General features: G+C 70.7%; 19 protein-coding genes. 10 read left to right on the plus strand and 9 right to left on the minus strand.

Annotated features, from left to right (window positions below; genetic code table 11):
- Positions 1–160 precede the first annotated feature (160 nt).
- The 5 genes from ACGFZA_RS18700 to ACGFZA_RS18720 form a co-directional block, all read right to left on the minus strand.
- Complete coding sequence (locus tag ACGFZA_RS18700; RefSeq protein WP_385280470.1) at positions 161–1,915, minus strand: NAD+ synthase; 1,755 nt, start codon at positions 1,913–1,915, stop codon at positions 161–163.
- A 79-nt stretch (positions 1,916–1,994) separates the two neighbouring features.
- Complete coding sequence (locus ACGFZA_RS18705) at positions 1,995–3,551, minus strand: multicopper oxidase family protein (protein ID WP_393680296.1); 1,557 nt, start codon at positions 3,549–3,551, stop codon at positions 1,995–1,997.
- A gap of 145 nt (positions 3,552–3,696) precedes the next feature.
- On the minus strand, positions 3,697–4,122 hold the full coding sequence (locus ACGFZA_RS18710) for a CBS domain-containing protein (protein WP_385280464.1): 426 nt from the start codon (positions 4,120–4,122) through the stop codon (positions 3,697–3,699).
- Positions 4,123–4,282: 160 nt separating this feature from the next.
- Complete coding sequence (locus ACGFZA_RS18715; protein ID WP_393680524.1) at positions 4,283–5,038, minus strand: DUF305 domain-containing protein; 756 nt, start codon at positions 5,036–5,038, stop codon at positions 4,283–4,285.
- A 47-nt stretch (positions 5,039–5,085) separates the two neighbouring features.
- Complete coding sequence (locus ACGFZA_RS18720) at positions 5,086–5,763, minus strand: DUF3105 domain-containing protein (RefSeq protein ID WP_393680298.1); 678 nt, start codon at positions 5,761–5,763, stop codon at positions 5,086–5,088.
- Positions 5,764–6,006: 243 nt separating this feature from the next.
- On the opposite strand from ACGFZA_RS18720, the gene glnA reads away from it, so the two are divergent.
- Both glnA and ACGFZA_RS18730 read left to right on the plus strand, forming a co-directional pair.
- The gene (gene glnA / locus ACGFZA_RS18725; protein WP_136324925.1) at positions 6,007–7,368 is read left to right on the plus strand and encodes a type I glutamate--ammonia ligase; all 1,362 of its coding nucleotides are present in this window, start codon (positions 6,007–6,009) and stop codon (positions 7,366–7,368) included.
- A 315-nt stretch (positions 7,369–7,683) separates the two neighbouring features.
- On the plus strand, positions 7,684–8,394 hold the full coding sequence (locus ACGFZA_RS18730) for a hypothetical protein (RefSeq protein WP_393680301.1): 711 nt from the start codon (positions 7,684–7,686) through the stop codon (positions 8,392–8,394).
- A 110-nt stretch (positions 8,395–8,504) separates the two neighbouring features.
- On the opposite strand, the gene ACGFZA_RS18735 is transcribed toward ACGFZA_RS18730, so the two are convergent.
- Genes ACGFZA_RS18735 through ACGFZA_RS18745 form a run of 3 tightly spaced genes read right to left on the minus strand, consistent with a single transcriptional unit; the run spans position 8,505 to position 11,398 of the window.
- Positions 8,505–9,269 carry a DUF4097 family beta strand repeat-containing protein gene (locus tag ACGFZA_RS18735; RefSeq protein ID WP_393680303.1) on the minus strand — a complete coding sequence of 255 codons (765 nt, stop codon included), beginning with the start codon at positions 9,267–9,269 and terminating at the stop codon, positions 8,505–8,507.
- Positions 9,270–9,329: 60 nt separating this feature from the next.
- A complete protein-coding gene (locus ACGFZA_RS18740) occupies positions 9,330–10,673 on the minus strand; it encodes an FtsX-like permease family protein (protein ID WP_393680305.1) in 1,344 nt (447 codons plus the stop codon).
- On the minus strand, positions 10,673–11,398 hold the full coding sequence (locus ACGFZA_RS18745; RefSeq protein WP_393680307.1) for an ABC transporter ATP-binding protein: 726 nt from the start codon (positions 11,396–11,398) through the stop codon (positions 10,673–10,675). Before ACGFZA_RS18745 ends, ACGFZA_RS18740 begins: the two co-directional genes overlap by 1 nt.
- Positions 11,399–11,559: 161 nt before the next feature.
- On the opposite strand from ACGFZA_RS18745, the gene ACGFZA_RS18750 reads away from it, so the two are divergent.
- From ACGFZA_RS18750 to ACGFZA_RS18775, 6 genes are all read left to right on the plus strand, one after another.
- Entirely contained in the window at positions 11,560–12,738 is a 1,179-nt protein-coding gene (locus tag ACGFZA_RS18750; protein WP_393680309.1) for a sensor histidine kinase, read from the plus strand.
- A 35-nt stretch (positions 12,739–12,773) separates the two neighbouring features.
- The gene (locus ACGFZA_RS18755; RefSeq protein ID WP_385280445.1) at positions 12,774–13,439 is read left to right on the plus strand and encodes a LuxR C-terminal-related transcriptional regulator; all 666 of its coding nucleotides are present in this window, start codon (positions 12,774–12,776) and stop codon (positions 13,437–13,439) included.
- 188 nt (positions 13,440–13,627) lie between these two features.
- Positions 13,628–14,851, plus strand: a complete 1,224-nt coding sequence (locus tag ACGFZA_RS18760; RefSeq protein WP_393680312.1) for an NADH:flavin oxidoreductase — start codon at positions 13,628–13,630, stop codon at positions 14,849–14,851.
- 143 nt (positions 14,852–14,994) lie between these two features.
- Positions 14,995–16,215: a saccharopine dehydrogenase family protein gene (locus ACGFZA_RS18765; RefSeq protein ID WP_393680314.1), complete on the plus strand. Its 1,221-nt coding sequence runs from the start codon at positions 14,995–14,997 to the stop codon at positions 16,213–16,215.
- Between the two features lie 125 nt (positions 16,216–16,340).
- Positions 16,341–17,834: an APC family permease gene (locus ACGFZA_RS18770; protein WP_385280436.1), complete on the plus strand. Its 1,494-nt coding sequence runs from the start codon at positions 16,341–16,343 to the stop codon at positions 17,832–17,834.
- Between the two features lies 1 nt (position 17,835).
- A complete protein-coding gene (locus ACGFZA_RS18775) occupies positions 17,836–18,258 on the plus strand; it encodes a universal stress protein (protein WP_393680316.1) in 423 nt (140 codons plus the stop codon).
- Between the two features lie 18 nt (positions 18,259–18,276).
- Here ACGFZA_RS18775 and ACGFZA_RS18780 read toward each other — a convergent pair whose 3' ends face one another.
- The gene (locus ACGFZA_RS18780; protein WP_385280431.1) at positions 18,277–18,855 is read right to left on the minus strand and encodes a TetR family transcriptional regulator; all 579 of its coding nucleotides are present in this window, start codon (positions 18,853–18,855) and stop codon (positions 18,277–18,279) included.
- A gap of 142 nt (positions 18,856–18,997) precedes the next feature.
- Here ACGFZA_RS18780 and ACGFZA_RS18785 point away from each other — a divergent pair, with 142 nt between their 5' ends.
- A complete protein-coding gene (locus tag ACGFZA_RS18785; protein WP_385280429.1) occupies positions 18,998–19,225 on the plus strand; it encodes a hypothetical protein in 228 nt (75 codons plus the stop codon).
- Between the two features lie 188 nt (positions 19,226–19,413).
- Positions 19,414–20,205 carry a putative protein N(5)-glutamine methyltransferase gene (locus ACGFZA_RS18790; protein WP_385280427.1) on the plus strand — a complete coding sequence of 264 codons (792 nt, stop codon included), beginning with the start codon at positions 19,414–19,416 and terminating at the stop codon, positions 20,203–20,205.
- Positions 20,206–20,247: the final 42 nt, after the last annotated feature.

Consider the following 20,247-nt stretch of genomic DNA (forward strand, 5'->3'; position numbering starts at 1 on the left):
GCCGGGCCCGGGCAATCAAGCCCGTCCGGCGATTGAGGACAGAACCCTCGGCCGGGCGGGCCGGAAACACTCCCACCCGGACGGGCGGGCGGGACCGCCCACCCGTCCGGGCCGGTCACCTCGACCCGCACGGGACGGCCCCGTAACCCCAACCCAGGCGTCAGCCGGACTCGCGCCACCGGTTCGTGATCGGCAGCCGCCGGTCCTTGCCGAAGCCCTTGGGCGAGATCTTCGTGCCCGGCGGATACTGCCGCCGCTTGTACTCCGCGGTGTCCACCATCCGCAGCGTCTTCGCCACCAGCTCCGCGTCGAACCCGGCCGCGACGATCGCGTCGAGGCCCTGGTCCCGGTCGACGTACATCTCCAGGATCCGGTCCAGCACGTCGTAGTCGGGCAGCGAGTCCGTGTCGACCTGGCCGGGACGCAGCTCCGCGCTGGGCGGCTTGGTGATGGACGCCTCCGGGATCGGCGGCGTCTGCCCGCGCTCCTCGGCGGCCCGGTTGCGCCACTTCGCCAGCCGGAAGACCGACGTCTTGTAGACGTCCTTGATCGGCCCGTACGCACCGACGGAGTCGCCGTACAGCGTCGAGTAACCGACCGCCAGCTCCGACTTGTTGCCCGGCGCCAGGACGATCTGGCCCTCCTGGTTGGACACGGCCATCAGCATCGTGCCGCGCAGCCGCGACTGCAGGTTCTCCTCGGCGAGGCCCGTGAGCCCCAGCGAGCCCATGTACGCGTCGAACATCGGCTCGATCGGTACGGTCCGGAAGTTCAGACCGGTACGCCGCGCCAGCTCGGCCGCGTCGCCCTTGGAGTGGTCCGAGGAGTACTTCGACGGCATCGAGATGCCGTACACGTGCTGCGCGCCCAGCGCGTCGCAGGCGATCGCCGCGACCAGCGCCGAGTCGATCCCGCCGGAGAGCCCGACCAGCACACTGCTGAAGCCGTTCTTCGCCGCGTACGCCCGCAGGCCCACGACGAGCGCCGAGTACAGCTCCTCGTCGTCGTCGAGCCGCTCCGCGTACCCACCGGTCAGCTCCGCCCCGTACGCGGGCAGCGGCTCCTCGGAGAGGACCACATGGTCGATCCGCAGGCCGTCGTTCACCACACCGGACGGCGCCTCGGGCGAGGCGGCCGGCAGGTCGAGGTCGAGGATCACGCTGCCCTCGGAGAACTGCGGGGCGCGGGCGATCACTTCGCCGTTCCTGTCGACGACGATCGAGTCGCCGTCGAAGACCAGCTCGTCCTGGCCGCCGATCATCGCGAGGTACGCGGTCGTGCAGCCGGCCTCCTGGGCCCGCTTGCGGACCAGTTCCAGGCGGGTGTCGTCCTTGTCCCGCTCGTACGGCGAGGCGTTGATCGACAGCAGCAGCCCGGCCCCGGCGGCGCGCGCGGCCGGTACGCGGCCGCCGTCCTGCCAGAGGTCCTCGCAGATCGCGAGTGCCACGTCGATGCCGTGCACCCGGACGACGGGCATCGAGTCGCCCGGTACGAAGTACCGGAACTCGTCGAAGACGCCGTAGTTGGGCAGGTGGTGCTTGGCGAAGTTCAGCGCGATCCGCCCGCGGTGCAGGACCGCGGCGGCGTTGCGCGGCGACCCGGCGGGCTGGCCGTAGCGGGGCGCGGCGTGCTCGGAACGGTCGAGGTAGCCGACGACGACCGGGAGTTCCCCGAAGCCCTCCGCGTCCAGGCGCGCGGCGAGCGCACGCAGCGCGTCCCGCGACGCCTCGACGAAGGACGACCGCAGGGCCAGGTCCTCGACGGGGTAACCGGTCAGCACCATCTCGGGGAACGCCACCAGGTGGGCGCCCTGTTCGGCGGAGTGCCGGGTCCAGTGGAGGATCGACTCGGTGTTGCCGGCGAGGTCGCCGACGGTCGAGTCGATCTGATTCAGAGCGAGGCGTAGTTGAGGCACGCCGCCCAGTGTAATCGTCTGACTGACGCAATGTCCTGGCGGGCCGGGAGAAAGGCGCCACGGCCCGCCGGCGAGGCCGTCAGCGGAGGTAGCCGAGGACCGTCATCATGCCCGCCTCCGCGTGGTAGAGGTTGTGGCAGTGGAGCATCCACAGGCCCGGGTTGTCCGCGTCGAAGTCGACGGTCAGCGTCTGCCGGGGAAGCACGATCGCGGTGTCCTTGCGGGCCCCGGACGCATCCCCGGCCAGCGCGAAGGTGTGTCCGTGCAGATGGATCGGGTGCCACATCGCCGTCGGATTGCGGAACTCCATCCGGACCCGCTCCCCGGCCTTCACCGGGTGGCGCTGGTCGGGGGTGTACGGCTTCCTGTCGAAAGCCCAGTCGTACGCCTCCATGGACCCCGTCAGCCTCATCAGCACCGTCCGGTCGGGTGCGCGGGCGGGCAGGGCCACGGAGGCGTCCGGGGAGAGCCGGTCGGCCGTCACCAGCTCGCCGTCCAGCTCCTTCGGCCGCACGGCCGCGCCGGGCGCCGCGCCGCTCCCGGTCCGCAGCAGGGCCATCGCGGAGGCCTTCTTGCCCTCGGCCAGGGCGGTCAGCGGGAACACCCCGTCCCCGGCGGTGACCAGCACGTCGTACCGCTCACCCATCCCGATCAGCAGGGCGTCCGTCGCGGTGTGCCGGACCGGGAAGCCGTCGGTGTGCGTCACCGTCATGCGGTGGCCGCCGAGCGCGACCCGGAAGGCGGTGTCGCCGCCCGCGTTGATGATCCGCAGCCGGATCCGGTCGCCCGGCCGTGCGGTGAAGGCGGACGGATCCTCGGGTACGCGGCCGTTGACCAGGTAGTACGGGTAGGCCACGTCGCCGGCGTCGCCGCCCAGCAGCTCGCTGGTGGCGCCCCTCAGCATCCGTGAGGGCCCGCCGCTCGCGGGCGGGGCGGGGGCCGGCATGGCGTGCCCGCTGTGGCCGCTGCCCCCGGTGAGTTCCTGGAGCACGGCGTCGGGGGTGGAGCCGTCGACGCCGTCGACCCAGTCGTCCAGGACGACGACCCACTCCCTGTCGTAGCCGAGGGGCTCCCTCGGGTCCTCCACGATCAGCGGCGCGTACAGCCCGCGGTCCAGCTGGACGCCCGAGTGCGGGTGGAGCCAGTACGTGCCCGGGTCCGGCACCGCGAACCGGTAGGTGAAGTCCGCCCCCGCCTCGACGGCCCGCTGGGTCAGCCCGGGTACGCCGTCCATGTCGTTGCGCAGGGCGAGTCCGTGCCAGTGCAGCGAGGTGGACTGCGGCAGGTGGTTGGCGAGGGTGAGGGCGAGCGTGTCGCCCGCGGTGACCCGGATCTCCTGTCCGGGGAGCCGGTCCCCGTACGCCCACGAGCTGACGGTGCGCCCGCCGCCCAGGTCGAGCCGGGACGGGGTCGCGGTCAGGGTCGCCCCGCGCTCGGGGCCGGCGCCCCGCCGCTTCTCGGCCGCGGCGACTTCCGGCCCGTCGGGGGAGACGTAGCCCTCCGGGGCGGTGGTGGCGGCCGGGGCCGGGTGGCTCGTGGGGGAGTGGGACGCGGCGGCGCGGTCGGCGAGAACTCCCGTACCGGCAAGGGCGATCGACGCGCCGAGCACGGCACGTCGGGTCAACTGAACGGACATGTCGGACAGATTACCCATGTCGGGCAAGCGGGTGGCGATGGCCCGCCTCCCCCGCGCGGCGCGGGGTGGGAAAGGGGCAGACCGTCTCGGTCTCCGCCTCCCCGCGCGGCGCGGGGAGGCGGGTCGTCCGGTCGTACGGGGCGCGTCAGTTGCGGGAGTAGACCTTCTCCGCCCAGCCGGCGATCTGGTCGTCGGAGAGGTGCTGGGCCAGATCGGCCTCGCTGATCATGCCGATCAGCTTCTTGTTCTCCACGACGGGCAGCCTGCGGATCCGGTGGGTCTGCATCTCCTCCAGCACCGCCTCCACCTGGGCTCCCGCGTCGATCCAGCGCGGCGTGCCCTGGGCGAGCTCGCCGGCGGTCACCTTCGACGGGTCCCGGCCCATCGCCACACAGGCGACCACGATGTCGCGGTCCGTGAGGATGCCGACCATCCGGTCCTGGTCGCCGTTCTCCGAGATGGGCAGCGCGCCGACGTTGTGGTCGCGCATCATCTGGGCGGCCCGGTCGAGGGTCTCGTGCGCGGGGATCCAGGTGGCGCCGGTGTGCATGATGTCCTTGGCGGTGGTCATGGGGGATTCCTCCTGCGTGCCGACGGGCACTTCCGTACGACCCCGAGCGAACCCATCGTCATGGGCACGCCCGGGGCTCGCGACCGCTCTCACCCATTCGGGTGCAGCCGCGAGGGACGGCCCCGGCTGCCGGCCCCCTCAGGACACCTGTCCGGCCCCCTCAGGACGTCTTCCCGGACGTCTTCCCGGGCCGGGGTGCGGCGCCCCGTTCCGCCAGCATCCCGGCCATGGCCTCCAGCTCGGACTGCTGGCCCGCGACCATGCCCCGGGCCAGTCGCTTCTCCGCCTTCACGCTGCACAGGTCCGCGCAGCCGCGGGCCATGTCGATCCCGCCCTTGTGGTGGTCGGTCATCAGCTGGAGGTACAGGATCTCGGCCTGCCTGCCACTGGCCCCGCGGAGCCGGTCGAGCTCGGTACGGGTCGCCATGCCGGGCATCAGGGATCCGTCGTGGGCCTTGTAGCCGCCGTCCGTTTGCGCCATCCCAGGCATCGCAGTCATCCCGGGCATCCCCGCCATGTCGTGGCCCGCGTGCCCTCCGGCCGTCATCCAGGCCATCGGCTCCTGCCCGGCGGCGGCCTTCGGCAGCTCCCACAGGTCCAGCCAGCCGAGCAGCATGCCGCGCTGGTTGGCCTGCGTGTTGGCGATGTCGTACGCCAGACGGCGCACGTCCTCGTCCTGGGTGCGGTCGCGCACGATGAAGGACATCTCCACGGCCTGCTGGTGGTGGACGGCCATGTCGCGGGCGAACCCGGCGTCCGCCGAATCGGTCGCCGGGCTCTGCGTGGCAGGGGCCGCCGTGTGGTGGTCCGCCCCCTCGTCCCGAGCGGCCGCGACGCTCGCCGCCCCCGCGAACAGCAGCGCGATCACGACGGCGGAACCCGCCGCCCACCAGGTGCGCCGGGTGCGCTCCGGCACCGTTGCCGCGTCCGCGTCCGCCTCTTCCGCGGCCTCTGTCGTCTCCGTCACGGAGTCGCCCGCCCGCCGGTGCACGCGGCCCCCGGCTCGGGCGTCTGCGGGCCCTGCACGTACTTGGCGAAGAACTGCGCCACCCGGCGGTCATCGGCACTGTCCACTGTGACCTGCTTGCCCCAGGCGCTCAGCATGATGGCGCCGGCCTGGTCCTTGTACGGGCTCATCAGCGAGTACGGCGTCGTCGAGACCCGCTCGGCGAGCTTGTCCACATCGGCGGCCGAGGCCTTGTCCGTGTAGGTCACCCACACCGATCCGTGCTCCAGCGCGTGCACGGCGTTCATGTCGGGGATCGCCTTTTCGTATACCTCGCCGTCGCAGTTCATCCAGACGGGGCTGTGGTCACCGCCGACCGGCGGCTTCATCGGGTACGTGACGGTCTCGGTGACGTGGTTGCGGGTCAGCTTCTTCGCGTCCCATGTCTTCTCGCCCGAGATCGTCCCCTTGGCCAGCTCCTCCTTCTCCGCCGCGGACTGTTCGGCGTTCTTGGCGTCCGAGGCCTTCCGGTCCGCCGAGGAGTCGGCCCTGTCGACGAGCGTGTAGGCACCGAAGCCGACGAGACCTGCGACGACGACGGCGCTGAGGCTGATGACGAGTACACGGGTGCGGCGGTCACGCGCGCGGTCGGCCTTGCGCATCTGCTCTATGCGGGTCCTGCGGTCGAAGCTCATGTCGTGGATCCTTCTGCGAAGGGGCGATGAGGGGGCGGAACGGGTCGGGAGAGCGGTGCGCGCAGGGCAGTTGCGAGGCCGCCGCACCCCATGCACACCGTGGCCGACGATCGTAGTGGGTGGCCGAGTGCTCCATCTCACGTCGGGTGCGTAATCTGGGTGAAATCCGGGGTCGTGATACTGGACTTTCCCCCTTACCCCGGGCGGTGGTGCACGGACCGTCTGAACTGCAAGGATGTGGCTATGGACAAGCAGCAGGAATTCGTCCTCAGGACACTTGAGGAACGCGACATCCGGTTCGTACGGCTGTGGTTCACCGACGTGCTCGGTTACCTCAAGTCCGTGGCCGTGGCCCCTGCCGAGCTGGAACAGGCGTTTGACGAGGGGATCGGCTTCGACGGCTCGGCCATCGAGGGCTTCGCCCGGGTGTACGAGTCGGACATGATCGCCAAGCCGGACCCGGGCACGTTCCAGATCCTGCCCTGGCGCGCGGAGGCCCCCGGCACGGCCCGGATGTTCTGCGACATCCTGATGCCGGACGGCTCGCCCTCCTTCGCCGACCCGCGGTACGTGCTCAAGCGCATCCTGGCCAAGACCTCCGACCTGGGCTTCACCTTCTACACCCACCCGGAGATCGAGTTCTTCCTGCTGAAGAACAAGCCGGTCGACGGCACCCGCCCCACCCCGGCGGACAGCTCCGGCTACTTCGACCACACGCCGCAGAACGTCGGCATGGACTTCCGCCGCCAGGCGATCACCATGCTCGAATCGATGGGCATCTCGGTCGAGTTCAGCCACCACGAGGGCGCCCCCGGCCAGCAGGAGATCGACCTGCGGTACGCGGACGCGCTCTCCACGGCCGACAACATCATGACCTTCCGCCTGGTCATGAAGCAGGTCGCGCTGGAGCAGGGCGTGCAGGCGACCTTCATGCCGAAGCCGTTCTCGGAGTACCCCGGCTCGGGCATGCACACCCACCTCTCCCTCTTCGAGGGCGACCGCAACGCGTTCTACGAGTCCGGCGCCGAGTACCAGCTTTCGAAGGTGGGCCGCTCCTTCATCGCGGGCCTGCTCAAGCACGCCGCGGAGATCTCCGCCGTCACCAACCAGTGGGTCAACTCCTACAAGCGCATCTGGGGCGGCTCCTCCCGCGCCGCGGGCGCCGGCGGCGAGGCCCCCTCGTACATCTGCTGGGGCCACAACAACCGCTCCGCCCTGATCCGCGTCCCCATGTACAAGCCCGGCAAGACCGGCTCGGCCCGCGTCGAGGTCCGCTCCATCGACTCCGGCGCCAACCCCTACCTGACGTACGCGGTGCTGCTGGCCGCGGGCCTCAAGGGCATCGAGGAGGGCTACGAACTCCCGGCCGGCGCCGACGACGACGTCTGGGCCCTGTCCGACGCCGAGCGCCGCGCGATGGGCATCGAGCCGCTGCCGCAGAACCTGGGCGAGGCGATCGCGCTGATGGAGAAGAGCGAACTGGTCGCCGAGACGCTCGGCGAGCACGTCTTCGACTTCTTCCTGCGCAACAAGAAGCAGGAGTGGGAGGAGTACCGCAGCGAGGTCACCGCCTTCGAGCTGAAGGCCCTGCTGCCGGTGCTGTAGCCGCAGGCCAGCGCCGTTGGAGCGCGAGTACGTGGCTTCGGGCCGACGGTGACGCACCGTCGGCCCGAAGCTGTTCCGGGCGCCGCGGGCCGTCCGCCGTCCCGGGCCCGCGGGAAAAGCACGCGGTGGCGGGAACCCGGACCCCTGTGCCGCCCGTCGGTACCGGAGACACCGTCGTGTACGTCACCGGTGTCGCGGCGCGAGCGGGAGGACTCCTGCCCAAGCGCATCGGTGCAGGCGGAGTTCGCCGCGATCAGCAACCCGCGGTGCCGGGGCCCCTGTGCCGGATGCCGGTCCCCGTCCTAGGGTGACCGGATGCCGGAAACAGAGATGCGGGAGACGCGGGTCGCGCTGCCCGCCCATGCCATCGAGGTCGGGACCGCTCCGCTGGACGGGCCGGCGCGGAACTCCCTCGGCGGCCACCCCTTCCTCGACGCCGGACAGGACTGGCCTACCTGCTTCTGCGGCGAGCGGCTGGCCCTGTTCTTCCAGCTCGATGTGCCCCCCGACATCGCGCACTTCGGCGGGGACCACCTTCTGGTCTTCCACTGCCGCGCGCACAACGAGGCCACCGACGCCACGTACGAGGGCGGAGCCCTCGTACCCCGTTACTGGGAGGCCCCCCAGGATCCGTACCCGGGCCCCTTCTGGCGTGTCCTGCTCCAGCGCGGCGCGGACCGGCCCACCGAGGAGTGCGAGCCCTCCGTACGGGCGAAGCGACTCATGCTCCGCCCGTACGCGGAGACCCCGAGCGCCCGCGGCCTGGGGCGGCAGGACTTCAAGGTCGGCGGCACCCCTTCCTGGGCCCAGGACCCCGAGGGGCACACCTGCGCCTGCGGGGCCGAGCTGGAGTACCTGTGCCAGGTCCCCGAAGACATGGAGTTCGAGGTCCACCCCGGCCTGCCCGAGCAGCCGTACAGCGTCGGGGCCGACACGTACAACATGTTCCTCGGCAACGAGGTCTATCTGCTGGCCTGCCCCGGCCACTGCGACCCGGCGGCGGTCTGGCCGGTGAACCAGAACTGAGACCCGCCGGCATGCGACGGCCCTTCATGCCGCCCGCATGAGGCATGGCGATCCTGGCCGGGGGCCGCCCCGTGACGCCTGTGCGCTCGCCCGGGCCTGCGGGACAGCCCTCAGGACGTCCTGCCGACAACGACGTCGCCGTTGCGCGTGTGGACGTTCACCGCATGATCGCTCGTGTCGTCCTTGGTGACGTCCACGGTGATGTCGCCCTTCTTGGCGGTCGTGTCGACCGCGTACGCCGCATCCGGCAGGTGGAGCGCGATGTCGCCGTCCCGGCTCCGTATGTCGGCGAGGTCGGGTACGGACGCGAGTCCCAGATCGGTGTCGCCGTTCCTCGAGGTGACCGTGACCGACTTCGCGGAGATCCCGTCGCCCTTGATGTCTCCGTCGTGGCTCTCCAGGTCCAGGCGGGCCCCGCTGAGTTCCGACAACCGCACGTCGCTGTCACCGGATCTGGCGGCGAAGTCGGCGGTGAAGCCCGTGGCCTTGATGAGGCCCTTGTCGTTCTCGGCCGTGATCGCGACGTCGCGCGGAACCTTCACCGTGTACGCCGCCTTGCAGTTGACGGAGATTCCCGTGCAGTCCAGCGAGAGGGTGAGCGTGCTCCCTTCGAGCCGCCACTCGGGTGTGATGTCCCCGCCCACCTTCGTGCCGCTGACCTTGCGTTCCACCTGAAGGCCCTGGACGTCGGCGGCCCGGAGTTCGAGGTCGGCGGAATCCGCCTTCACGGTCAGGCTGTCGCCGCTGAAGCCGAACGACTTCGACTCCGTGGTCGTACTGCCCGTGCCGGCATCGGTGGTGCATGCCGTGGCCGCGGCGGCGACGAGTGCGATTCCGCCGAGGGTGAGCAGGGGGGTGCGTGGCCTTTTGTTCATGGTGTTCCTCGATGCTTCGGGCATGCGGCTGCCGCACGCCGTTCGGGGGGATGGTCAGGTTCAGGGGTGCGAGTGCAGGGCTCGGGCGGGGGCCGTACGCGCCACGCGGACAGCCTGGAAGGCCAGAGCGAGGCATGTGGTCACGAGGGTCACGGCGGCGAGTGCGCCGAGGGTCGCCCAGGGGAGGCCGGTCAGGAGGCCGACGGCGCCGGTCCTGGCCCCCGTGGCGATGGCGGCGCTCGTCACCGCGATCGAGAGTGCACCGAAGACGATCGCCGTCCCCGCGTAGATCACTCCCTCATAGATCGTCGACCGTGTGAGCACACCGGGCCGCGCCCCCGCGACCGTCACGACGGCGGCGTCCCGTGAGCGTTCCCGCCCGACCAGGGCGATCACGGCGAGGCCGCCGACCCAGGACACGACGAAGACCCAGCCCAGCACGACCAGGACGTCGTCCAGTCCGGCGGTGCTTTCGGGCATGGCGTTCCCCATCACCATGAAGAGCCCGACGAACGACAGGGAGAGCGCGAACGGCAGGATCGTGGTGACGCTCCGTGCCGCGCGGGCCCGGCACGCATGCACGGCGAGGTGCCAGGCGACGCCGCGCGACGGCACGAGTGCGGTCCAGCACTTCATCAGGGGCGTGAGTACCCACGGACCCATCAGCAGCAGCAGGCAGATGAGGAAGAGACTGCCGGCGAAGGCGAAGGCCGTCCGCTGCTCGACGCCGCCGTCGAGTTCGAGCCCCAGCCCGGGGATCCACATCCCGACCACACCGGCCAGGAGACAGAAGGCCAGGACGGAGCGGGCGGCACCGGGGCGCTCCGGCGCGTCGGAGAGGTCCCGGAAGGCGCGCATCTCCGGTTCCCTGGCGGCACGGCGGGTGACTCCCCAGCCGCCGAGCAGACACGGGGCCACTCCGGCCAGCACGCTCGCGCCGACGTGCCAGAGCCGGAATCCGGCCGTCGCTCCGTGCAGGTCCAGCCCCGTCGCCGTCCACTGCCGGAGGGCGACGCCCGCCACCAGAGGGGCCAGCGGTACCGCCAACGCGCCGGCCAGCGCGCCCAGCACGAACAGTTCCGTACGCAGCACGAGCCTGACCCGGTCGCGCGGGATCCCGAGAATCACCCACAGGGCGTGCTCGCGCCGCTGGGTCACCAGCGTCAGTCCGACCGTGGAGGCGACGATGCCCACGGCGGCCAGCACGGTGAAGAAGACGATGTTGCCGCCGAGCGCCACCGAAGCGGAGACCATCCGCGCGTCACCGGCCGCCCGGGCCGCCGAGACGGCGGCGAACAGGGCGATGACCGAGCCCGCCGAGCACGCTGCGCCGATCGCCGCGCACAGGAGCGTCCACCACCACATGGATGCCCGCGCGCGTACGTCCGCGAGAACGAGTCGCATCACGACGCCTGCTCACCCGCTTCGTCCTCGGCCCGCGCCGTCAGGACGGCGTCGCCCACCGCGTGCGGGTCGCCGCCGGGAAGCACGGCGTGCACCCGCCCGGACCCCATCACCACGACCCGGTCGGCACGGGCGGCCGCATGGGGGTCGTGCGTGACCATGAGGACCGTGGTTCCCTGCGCGGGAAGTGCCTGCAGCCAATCGAGCACCACATGACCCGACTTGAGGTCGAGCGCACCGGTCGGCTCGTCGGCGAAGACGACCCGCGGCTGATTCGCGACGACGCGGGCCACCGCGACGCGCTGGCGTTCTCCGCCGGAGAGCCGGTCGGGCCGCTGCCGCGCGTGCTGGGCGATGCCGAGCCTCGCCATGGCTTCACCGACCCGCGCCTTCGGCACCCGGTGGCCGGCGAGCCGTGCGGGCAGCGCGATGTTGTCCTCGACCGTCAGCGAACTGACGAGGTTGTACTCCTGGAAGATGAAGCCGACGTTCTCGCTGCGGAACGAGGCCCGCTTGCGCGGGCTGAGCGACAGGACGTCCGTTCCGAGGATCTCGATGGAACCCGCCGTCGCCTGCTCCAGACCGGCCGTGCACAGCAGGAGGAGCGACTTTCCCGACCCGGAGGGCCCGACGACGGCGGTCAGCCGCGCTTCGGGAACGTCCAGGTCGATATCGTGCAGGACACGCGTCGTCTCGCGTCGGCGGCCGGGGACCGGGAAGTCCATCCGAAGACCGCGCAAACGAATACTCGGTGCGGAAGAGGTGGCGGGAAAAGGCATGCTTCCAGCTAAACAGTGCGGGACCGGAGCCACACGGGTTCCCGCACTACAGGAAGGTAGACCCAGGTCTACCTTCGGGTGATCCGGCACATGCGAGAATGCCGTCCATGGCACAGCTTCATATGGTCCGGAGGGTGTTGACGGAATCCATCGCAGCCATGGCTTTCCCGGTTCTGCTGATCTCCGTTTTCCTTGCACCGGTCTCGGCCCCGGTGGTGGCGGAGGCGGACCGTTCGAGAGCCCGGTGGTGCGGCGTCGGAACGATGCCCCTGAGGCCGGCCGCTCTCAGCCGGGCACAATGGGCGGCACGCCGGGTCCGCTCGCGGTCACTGTGGCGGACCGACCTTCCGGTCTTGATCTCCGCCGTGATTCTTTCCGCGCTGTCGCTGATCGTGTCCTTCTTCGGATTCATCGGCGCCGCCGCGCTGCTCTTCTCTCCCGTTTTCTGGTTGTTCGACGTTGCCGCGCAGGTCGGGCCGTTCACACCGAAATCCGTGCGGGAATCCCTGCTGGCGATGCCTGCGGGAGTTGCTCTCGGCGTGGTCACCGCAGGTGTGCTGACCGGCGTATCGCTGATTCGGGATTTCGCCCTGCGTGCCTTTTCCGGAAGCCGGAATCCGGATCTGCTCGCGAAACTGGAAGAGCTCCGCAGCAGCCGGGCTTCGCTGACGGCGGCTTTCGAATTCGAACGGCAGCGGATCGAGCGCGATCTGCACGATGGTGCCCAGCAGGAGCTCGTCGCCCTCGTCATGCGTCTGGGCATGCTGGAGGCCGCGGCCACCCCCGGGACGGCGGCCGCCGACCCGGACCGCATCGTGCGGCTGGCGCGTCAGGCCCAGGAGCACGCGGAGCGCGCGCTTGAGCGGCTGCGGGAAACGGTGCGCGAGATCCACCCCCGTGAACTGAGCGACCTCGGCCTCATCGTCGCCGTCCGGGAGCTGGCCGCGCGGTCTGCGCTCCGGGTCGAGCTGACCGGCACCGGTGATGACACGCATCTTTCGCCACCGACCGCGACGGCCGTGTACTTCACGGTGTCCGAGGCCCTGACGAACATCGCGAAGCACGCGGGTGCGGACAGCGCCCGGATCGAGCTGCGATGCGCCGAAGCAGGTGTACGTGTGAGCGTGCGCGACGACGGCGCGGGAGGTGCGCGCTTCGACGCGGGTTCCGGCCTTGCCGGACTGCGTGAACGGATGCGAAGTGTCGGCGGCGATCTGGAAATTCTCAGCCCCGTGGGCGGCGGGACAGAGGTCGTGGCGACCGCCCCCAGTCACCCCGCATGGTGAGAGGGGCGATGGGTACGAGCCGGTAGGCTGAGTCCATGAGAATGGTTCTGGCGGACGACAGCGTGCTGATACGTGCCGGAATCCGGGAAATCCTCACCTCGCACGATCACGAGGTGATCCGCGAGTGCGAAGACGCCAATGAACTGGTCGCCGCCGTCGATGATCTGGTGCGTACAGGCGCCGCCCCGGACATGGTGATCACGGATGTTCGCATGCCCCCCAAGAACACGGACGACGGACTCCGTGCCGCTATCGATCTGCGGTCGCGTCATCGGGATCTGCCCGTTCTGGTGCTTTCCGCCTATGTCACGGGCCCTTATGTGCGGGAACTTCTGAACGGTCCGGGTGCCGACGGAGCCGTCGGATATCTGCTCAAGGAAAAGGTGGGCAGAGTCGCCGACTTCCTGCGTGCTGTCGAGACGGTCTCCGGAGGCGGTGTCGTGATCGACCCCGAGGTGGTGCGCCACGTCACCCGCGCGGAGTCGCCGCAGGGGCCGCTGGCCCGGCTCACCGCTCGGGAACGGGAAGTGCTCGCCCTGATGGCCGAGGGGCGTTCCAACGCGGAAATCGCGGCGGCACTCTTTCTTTCGGGCGCTTCCGTGAGCAAACATGTGGCGAATGTCTTCGTCAAGCTCGGCATGCCCCCGCACGAGGACAATCGGCGCGTGAAGGCCATTCTGACCTGGTTCGAATACAGTTGAGGGCTGTCCCGTAATTCCTTGGTGGGCGCCCTTGTGCCGGGCTCCGTGAGAACGCGTACTGAGGCGTCGTCGCTCCGGTCTTCCGCTGTCACGCCGGAGGCGGGTACGGGCGGATGCCGGACGGGCCGACGGCCGCAGCGTGCGCATGCGTACTGACTATTCGTCATGTCTCTGTCATGCTCCGCGCCATGGTGGACGGACCGGGAAGATCTGGCTCGACGGGACAGGGGCCCCAGGGCGCCCCGGATGTACTGGCACCGGCCCGGCTCGGGCCGCTCAGGCTGCGCAACAGGGTCATCAAGGCCGCGACCTTCGAGGGGGCGACCCCCGACGCACTGGTCACCCAGGAGCTCATCGACTACCACCTGCGCCCTGCCGCGGGCGGGGTCGCCATGACCACCGTCGCCTACTGCGCCGTGGCACCGGAGGGGCGTACCGAGCGGCGGCAGCTGTGGATGCGGCCCGAGGCGCTGCCGGGGCTGCGGAGGCTGACGGAGGCCGTGCACGACACCGGCGCCGCCGTCAGCGCACAGCTGGGCCACGCGGGCCCGGTGGCCGACGGCCGGTCCAACGGGCTGGCCTCCCTCGCCCCGATGGCGGGGTTCAACGCGCTGAGCATGCGGCGCAACAGGGCGGCCACCGCCGAGGACATCGACCGGGTCATCAAGGCCCACGCCGAGGCGGCCCTGCTGGCGGCCGAGGCCGGGTTCGACGCCGTGGAGATCCACCTCGGCCACAACTACCTGGCCAGCGCCTTCCTCAGCCCCCGGCTGAACCGCCGCACCGACGCCTTCGGCGGCTCGCTGCGCGCCCGTGCCGCCGTGGCGCTGGGTGTCACGCGTGCGGTGCGCGAGGCGCTGGGCGACCGGATCGCCATCACCGCCAAGCTCAACATGAAGGACGGTGCGCCCGGCGGACTCACCGTCGACGACAGCCTCCAGGTCGCGCGCTGGCTGGAGGCGGACGGCAGCGTCGACGCGCTCGAACTGACCGCCGGAAGTTCGCTGTTGAACCCGATGTACCTGTTCCGCGGCGACGCCCCCGTCGCGGAGTTCGCGGCGAACTTCCCGCTTCCGCAGCGCCTCGCCATCAGGGCGGTGGGCAGCGCCTTCTTCCGTACGTACCCGTACCAGCCGCTGTATCTGCTGGAGACCGCCCGGCAGTTCCGCGCCGCGCTGGAGCTGCCACTGATCCTGCTCGGCGGGATCACCGACCGGCAGGGCATGGACCGCGCCATGGCGGAGGGCTTCGAGTTCGTCGCGATGGCCCGTGCCCTGCTGCGCGAGCCCGACCTGCTGCACCGCGTCGGGCGCGACACCGCCACCCGCTCGGAGTGCATCCACTGCAATCGCTGCATGCCCACCATCTACACGCGGACCCGCTGCCCGCTGATCGAGGAGGAGGCGCGCTGAGCGGCTCCAGCGGTGCGGTGTTCCGGACACCGCCCGGCCGGTCGCGCGTCCCCGGGCCCTTCGGCTGTTAGCGTCCGCCCTCCACCGGATCGGACGGCCGACCCGGTGATGCCCCGGTGTCACGGAGAAGGAGTGGTGTCCCCATGCGTGTCCTCCTGGTCGGAGCGGGAGGTGTGGGCACGGCGATCACGCGGATCGCGGCCCGCCGGCCGTTCTTCGCGCACATGACGGTCGCCGACTACGACCTCGGACGGGCCGAGAGCGCCGTCGCGGCCCTGGGGGAGCGGCGGGACCGGTTCAGCGCCGTCCGGCTGGACGCCTCGGACCGGGCAGCGGTACGGGAAGCGCTCGGTGAGCACCGCTGCGACGTCCTGCTCAACGCCACCGACCCCCGTTTCGTGCTGCCGCTGTTCGAGGCGGCCCTCGCCCACGGCGCCCACTACCTCGACATGGCCATGTCCCTGTCCCGGCCCCATCCGACCCGTCCGTACGAGGAGTGCGGGGTCAAGCTCGGGGACGCGCAGTTCGAACGCGCCGCGGACTGGGAGGCCGCCGGGCTGCTCGCTCTCGTGGGCATGGGCGTGGAGCCCGGTCTGTCCGATGTGTTCGCCCGGTACGCCTCCGACGAGCTCTTCGACGAGATCGACGAGATCGGGATCCGTGACGGAGCGAACCTGACCGTGGACGGGTATGACTTCGCGCCGTCCTTCAGTATCTGGACGACCATCGAGGAATGCCTGAACCCACCGGTCGTGTACGAGCAGGAGCGGGGCTGGTACACCACGGCCCCCTTCAGCGAGCCGGAGGTCTTCGACTTCCCCGAAGGCATCGGGCCCGTGGAGTGCGTCAACGTGGAGCACGAGGAGGTGCTGCTCGTCCCGCGGTGGCTGAAGGCCCGGAAGGTCACCTTCAAGTACGGGCTCGGCGACGAGTTCATCGGGGTGCTCCGGACGCTCCACATGCTCGGACTCGACCGGACCGAACCCGTGTCCGTGAAGAGCGGCTCGGGGCAGGCCGCGGTCTCGCCCCGCGACGTGGTCGCCGCCTGTCTGCCCGACCCCGCCGGACTCGGCGACCGGATGCACGGCAAGACGTGCGCGGGAACCTGGGTGAAGGGCGTCAAGGACGGCCGGCCCCGGGAGGTGTACCTCTACCACGTCGTCGACAACCAGTGGTCGATGCGGGAGTACGGCTCCCAGGCCGTCGTCTGGCAGACCGCGATCAATCCCGTGGCCGCCCTCGAACTCCTCGCGGGCGGTGTATGGGGCGGCACCGGGGTGCTGGGGCCCGAGGCCCTGCCCCCGCGGCCGTTCCTCGACCTGCTGACCGAGTACGGCGCCCCGTGGGGCATCCGCGAGCAGTGACCCGTGGTGCGTACATCCGCTGGGCCATGTGCGCGCGGCGGATGTGCGTCACCCGAATCGTCTCAATAGCATGCAAAACGGCCCATTTCGCTTCCTTCCCGGGCCCGTGACCGTAGCGAGGGCACATGGCAGAGGACCTTGCCGGACCGGAGCGGCCGGCGACACTGAAGGCCAACGCGATCGGCTTCGTCGACGCGCTCGTCATCGGACTGAACGCCACGTCGCCGGCCTACTCCGTGGCGGCCGTCATCGGGCCCATCGTCGCGCTCGTCGGCATCTACGCACCCGGAGTGCTCTTCGCCTCCTTCGTGCCGATGCTCTTCATCGCCTCGGCCTTCTACTACCTGAACAAGGTCGATCAGGACTGCGGGACGACGTTCTCCTGGGTGACCCGGGCCATGGGGCCGTGGACCGGGTGGCTGGGGGGATGGGCCATCACGATGACCGGCGTGCTCGTCGTGGGCTCCCTCGCCGACGTCGCCGTCAGCTTCGGCCTGATGGCGGTCGGACTCGACAGCTGGGCCGACAACACCTTCGTCCGCCAGCTGCTCACCGTGATCCTGATCCTGGTGATGACGGGCTTGTGCGTCATCGGCACCGAGCTGTCGGCCAAGGTGCAGAACGTGCTGATCCTGGCGCAGGTGGCCTTCCTCATCGTCTTCGTGATCGTCGCGCTGTACCGCGTCTACGCGGGCACGACATCGTTCGACTCCATCCATCCCTCGGCCGCGTGGCTCAACCCCTTCGGGGCGGGCGGCGCGGCCCTCACCAGCGGCCTGCTGCTGGGCGTGTTCATCTACTGGGGCTGGGAATCGGCCGTCAACCTCACCGAGGAGGTCGAGGACTCCGCGACCGCCCCCGGCAAGGCGGGCGTGTGGTCGACCGTCATCCTTCTGGTGACGTACCTGTCCGTCGGCTTCGCCGTCGTCGCGTTCGCCGGAACGGCGTACCTGGCCGAGAACGCCGACGAGGAGGAGTTCATCTTCGCCCTGCTCGCCCGCGAGGTCATGGGCGGCTGGGACTGGGTCGTGCTGCTCGCGGTCTCGACGTCCGCGCTCGCCTCGACCCAGACCACCATCATCCCCGCCTCCCGCACCGCGCTGTCGATGGCTCGCAGGCATGCGCTGCCGGCGCACTTCGCCCGGATCAGTCCGCGGTTCCGGACGCCCGACGTGAGCACGTGGTGGGTGGCCGCCATCGCCATCGCCTGGTACCTCGTCGTCAACCAGATCAGCGAGAACGCCCTGTTCGACTCACTGACGGCGCTTTCCCTGCTCATCGCCTTCTACTACGCGCTGACCGGGGTCGCCTGCGCGGTCTACTACCGCCACCACCTCACCGTGAGCGTACGGAGCTTCCTGCTCATCGGCCTCGGCCCGGTGGTCGGGGCCGGCCTGCTGACCTGGCTGCTCGTACGGTCCGTCATCGACATGTCGGACCCGGCGAACTCCTACAGCGGCACGTCGTGGTTCGGTCTCGGTCCGCCCCTCGTCATCGGCATCTGCATCAGCCTGATCGGTGTGGTGCTCATGGTGGTGTGGCGGTTCCGGTCACCCCGCTTCTGGGCCGAGCGCCGCGGTGTGGTCGACCCCGGCCTCGTGCACGGCAAGGAGTCCTGAGATGTCCGTGGTCCTCGGCTACGACGAGTCACCCGGGGCCGCGCGCGCCCTCCACATCGCCGTCGAGGTGGCCGCCGCGTACGGCGAGCCGCTGGTCCTGGTCTACGGGGCGGCGCCGCCCGGCCCCGTCGGCGAGGAGTACCGGGCCCATTACGAGGCGGTCCGCCAGGCCGGCCGCTCGGGCCTGGAGCGGGCGCTCGCCTCGGCCGAGGAAGCGGGGGTGCCGGCCACCGTCGAGGTGATCGACCGCAGTCCGGCACAGGCCCTGATCGAGGCCGCAGCACGGCACGCGGCCCGGGTCATCGTGGTGGGCAGCTGGGGCGAGAGCCCCATCCGCGGGGCGCTGCTCGGCTCCACCCCGCACAAGCTCCTCCACCTGTCGACCGTGCCGGTGCTCTGCGTGCCGACGGAGGTGGAGGACTGAGGCGGGTGGCCACCCGTCTCAGCCGAAGCCCCGCCCCATCTCGTCCAGGATCTCGTCGATCACCTCGACGGGCTCCCGGGCCAGGTCCTCCTCGATCCACATCCGCATCGCGATCCGCAGCGCGGAGAGGAACGCCGCCGCGAGGACCAGGGGGCGGACCGGGGACCGGCGGGCCGCCACCGCGTCCGCCAAATCCCGCTCCATCGCGGCATGGTTGGCCAACTGGCGCGCCAGGAGGGAGGGATGGCCCATCGCGAGCCGGGTGCGCACCGCCCATTCGCGCTCCGGAGGGGAGACGCGCTCCGCGAACCGGGTCACCGCCGCGCGCAGCGCCGTCCAGGCGCCCTCCTCGGCGGGCCGCTCGCGCACCGCCCGTACCAACTCCCTGATCTGCTGCTCCTCGCCGTGCAGCAGAGCGTCCTCCTTGCCCGCGAAGTAGTTGGAGAACGTTCTGCGGGAGATCCCGGCCGCGTCGGCCACCGCCTCCACCGTCAGCTGGTCGAAGCCGTGCTCGACGGTCAGCCGCAAGGCCGCTTCGTGCACGGCCTGCCGGGTGGCTTCCTTCTTGCGTTCCCGCAGTCCCACAGCGCGCTCCATGCGATCCATTATCCGCGGCCGGAACGCCCGGACGGGGCAGGACCGGCCTGTGCGAGCGCGGTGGATGTTTCCTGACCGGCCGCCGATAATGACCGCACGGCTGCTGGACAGGCAGGCGCCGGCCATTGACGGGGGATGGACGATGACCGAGGTTCTCGTGCTGCTCGGACTGCTGCTCTTCACGATCGTCTTCCTGATCGCGAAGCTGATGCTCAAGGAACGGCGACACCGCACGGAGAACTTCGACGGCCAGCAGATCGAGCGCCACCACAGCGCGGAGATCCGCAACATCCGGGCGGCCAACACCTCGATCGCCGTCCACAACCGCTTCCTGGACGGCGGCAACGACCACCTGCCCCGAAAGCGCTGAGCCCGGGCGGGGCGGGTGCGCAGCCGGGCTGAGGTAGTATTTCGCATCCCCGCACGGGGACGTACCGAAGGAGGTGGGACCCATTACCGCTGTTTCAGGCTGGGTGCTCGCCTCACTTGATCGCGTGGCCGACCGGACGTAACCGGCCGCGGAGCACCCATCGGCGTTTCTCCGAAAGGCTCCGCTCCATGCCGGTCCCACTGTCACCGCTCGCTCTCTCCTCCCTCGTCACCACCCTCCGCTCCGCCGGCTGCGTATTCGCCGAGGACGAGGCGGACCTGATCGCCGCCACCGCGGCCGGGCCCGCCGAACTCACCGCCATGGTGGAACGCCGTGTCACCGGTCACCCGCTGGAACACGTCCTCGGCTGGGCCGAGTTCAGCGGTCTGCGCATCGCCGTGGACCCCGGGGTCTTCGTCCCCCGCCGCCGCACCGAGTTCCTGATCCGCCAGGCCGCGGAACTGGCGCCGGGCCGGGCCGTCGTGGTCGACCTCTGCTGCGGCTCGGGGGCGCTCGGCGCCGCACTCGCCGCCCTGCTGGACGACGTCGAGCTCCACGCCGCCGATGTGGAGCCCGCGGCGGTGCGCTGCGCCCGGCGCAACGTCGGCGGCCTGGGCCGGGTCTACGAGGGCGACCTCTTCGCCCCCCTGCCCGGCTCCCTGCGCGGACGCGTCGACGTACTCCTCGCCAACGTGCCGTACGTACCGACGGGCGATATCGCCCTGCTCCCCGCCGAGGCGCGCGTCCACGAACCGCTCGTCGCCCTCGACGGAGGCGGCGACGGCCTCGATGTGATGCGCCGGGTGGCCACCGAGGCGCCACGGTGGCTCGCCCCGGGCGGCAGCCTGCTGGTCGAGACCAGCGAGCGCCAGGCGGCACGGGCCGAGGAGGCCGTGGGCGGCAGCGGGCTCGTCCCACGGGTCGTCACCTCCGAGGAGCTGTACGCCACCGTCGTCATCGGGACCCTGCCCGCACCCTGAGCATCCCGAACGGGCCCGCGCGCCGGGCCCGTTCGGGGGCGG

This window comes from Streptomyces sp. NPDC048211 (genome assembly GCF_043202315.1).
GTDB lineage: Bacteria > Actinomycetota > Actinomycetes > Streptomycetales > Streptomycetaceae > Streptomyces.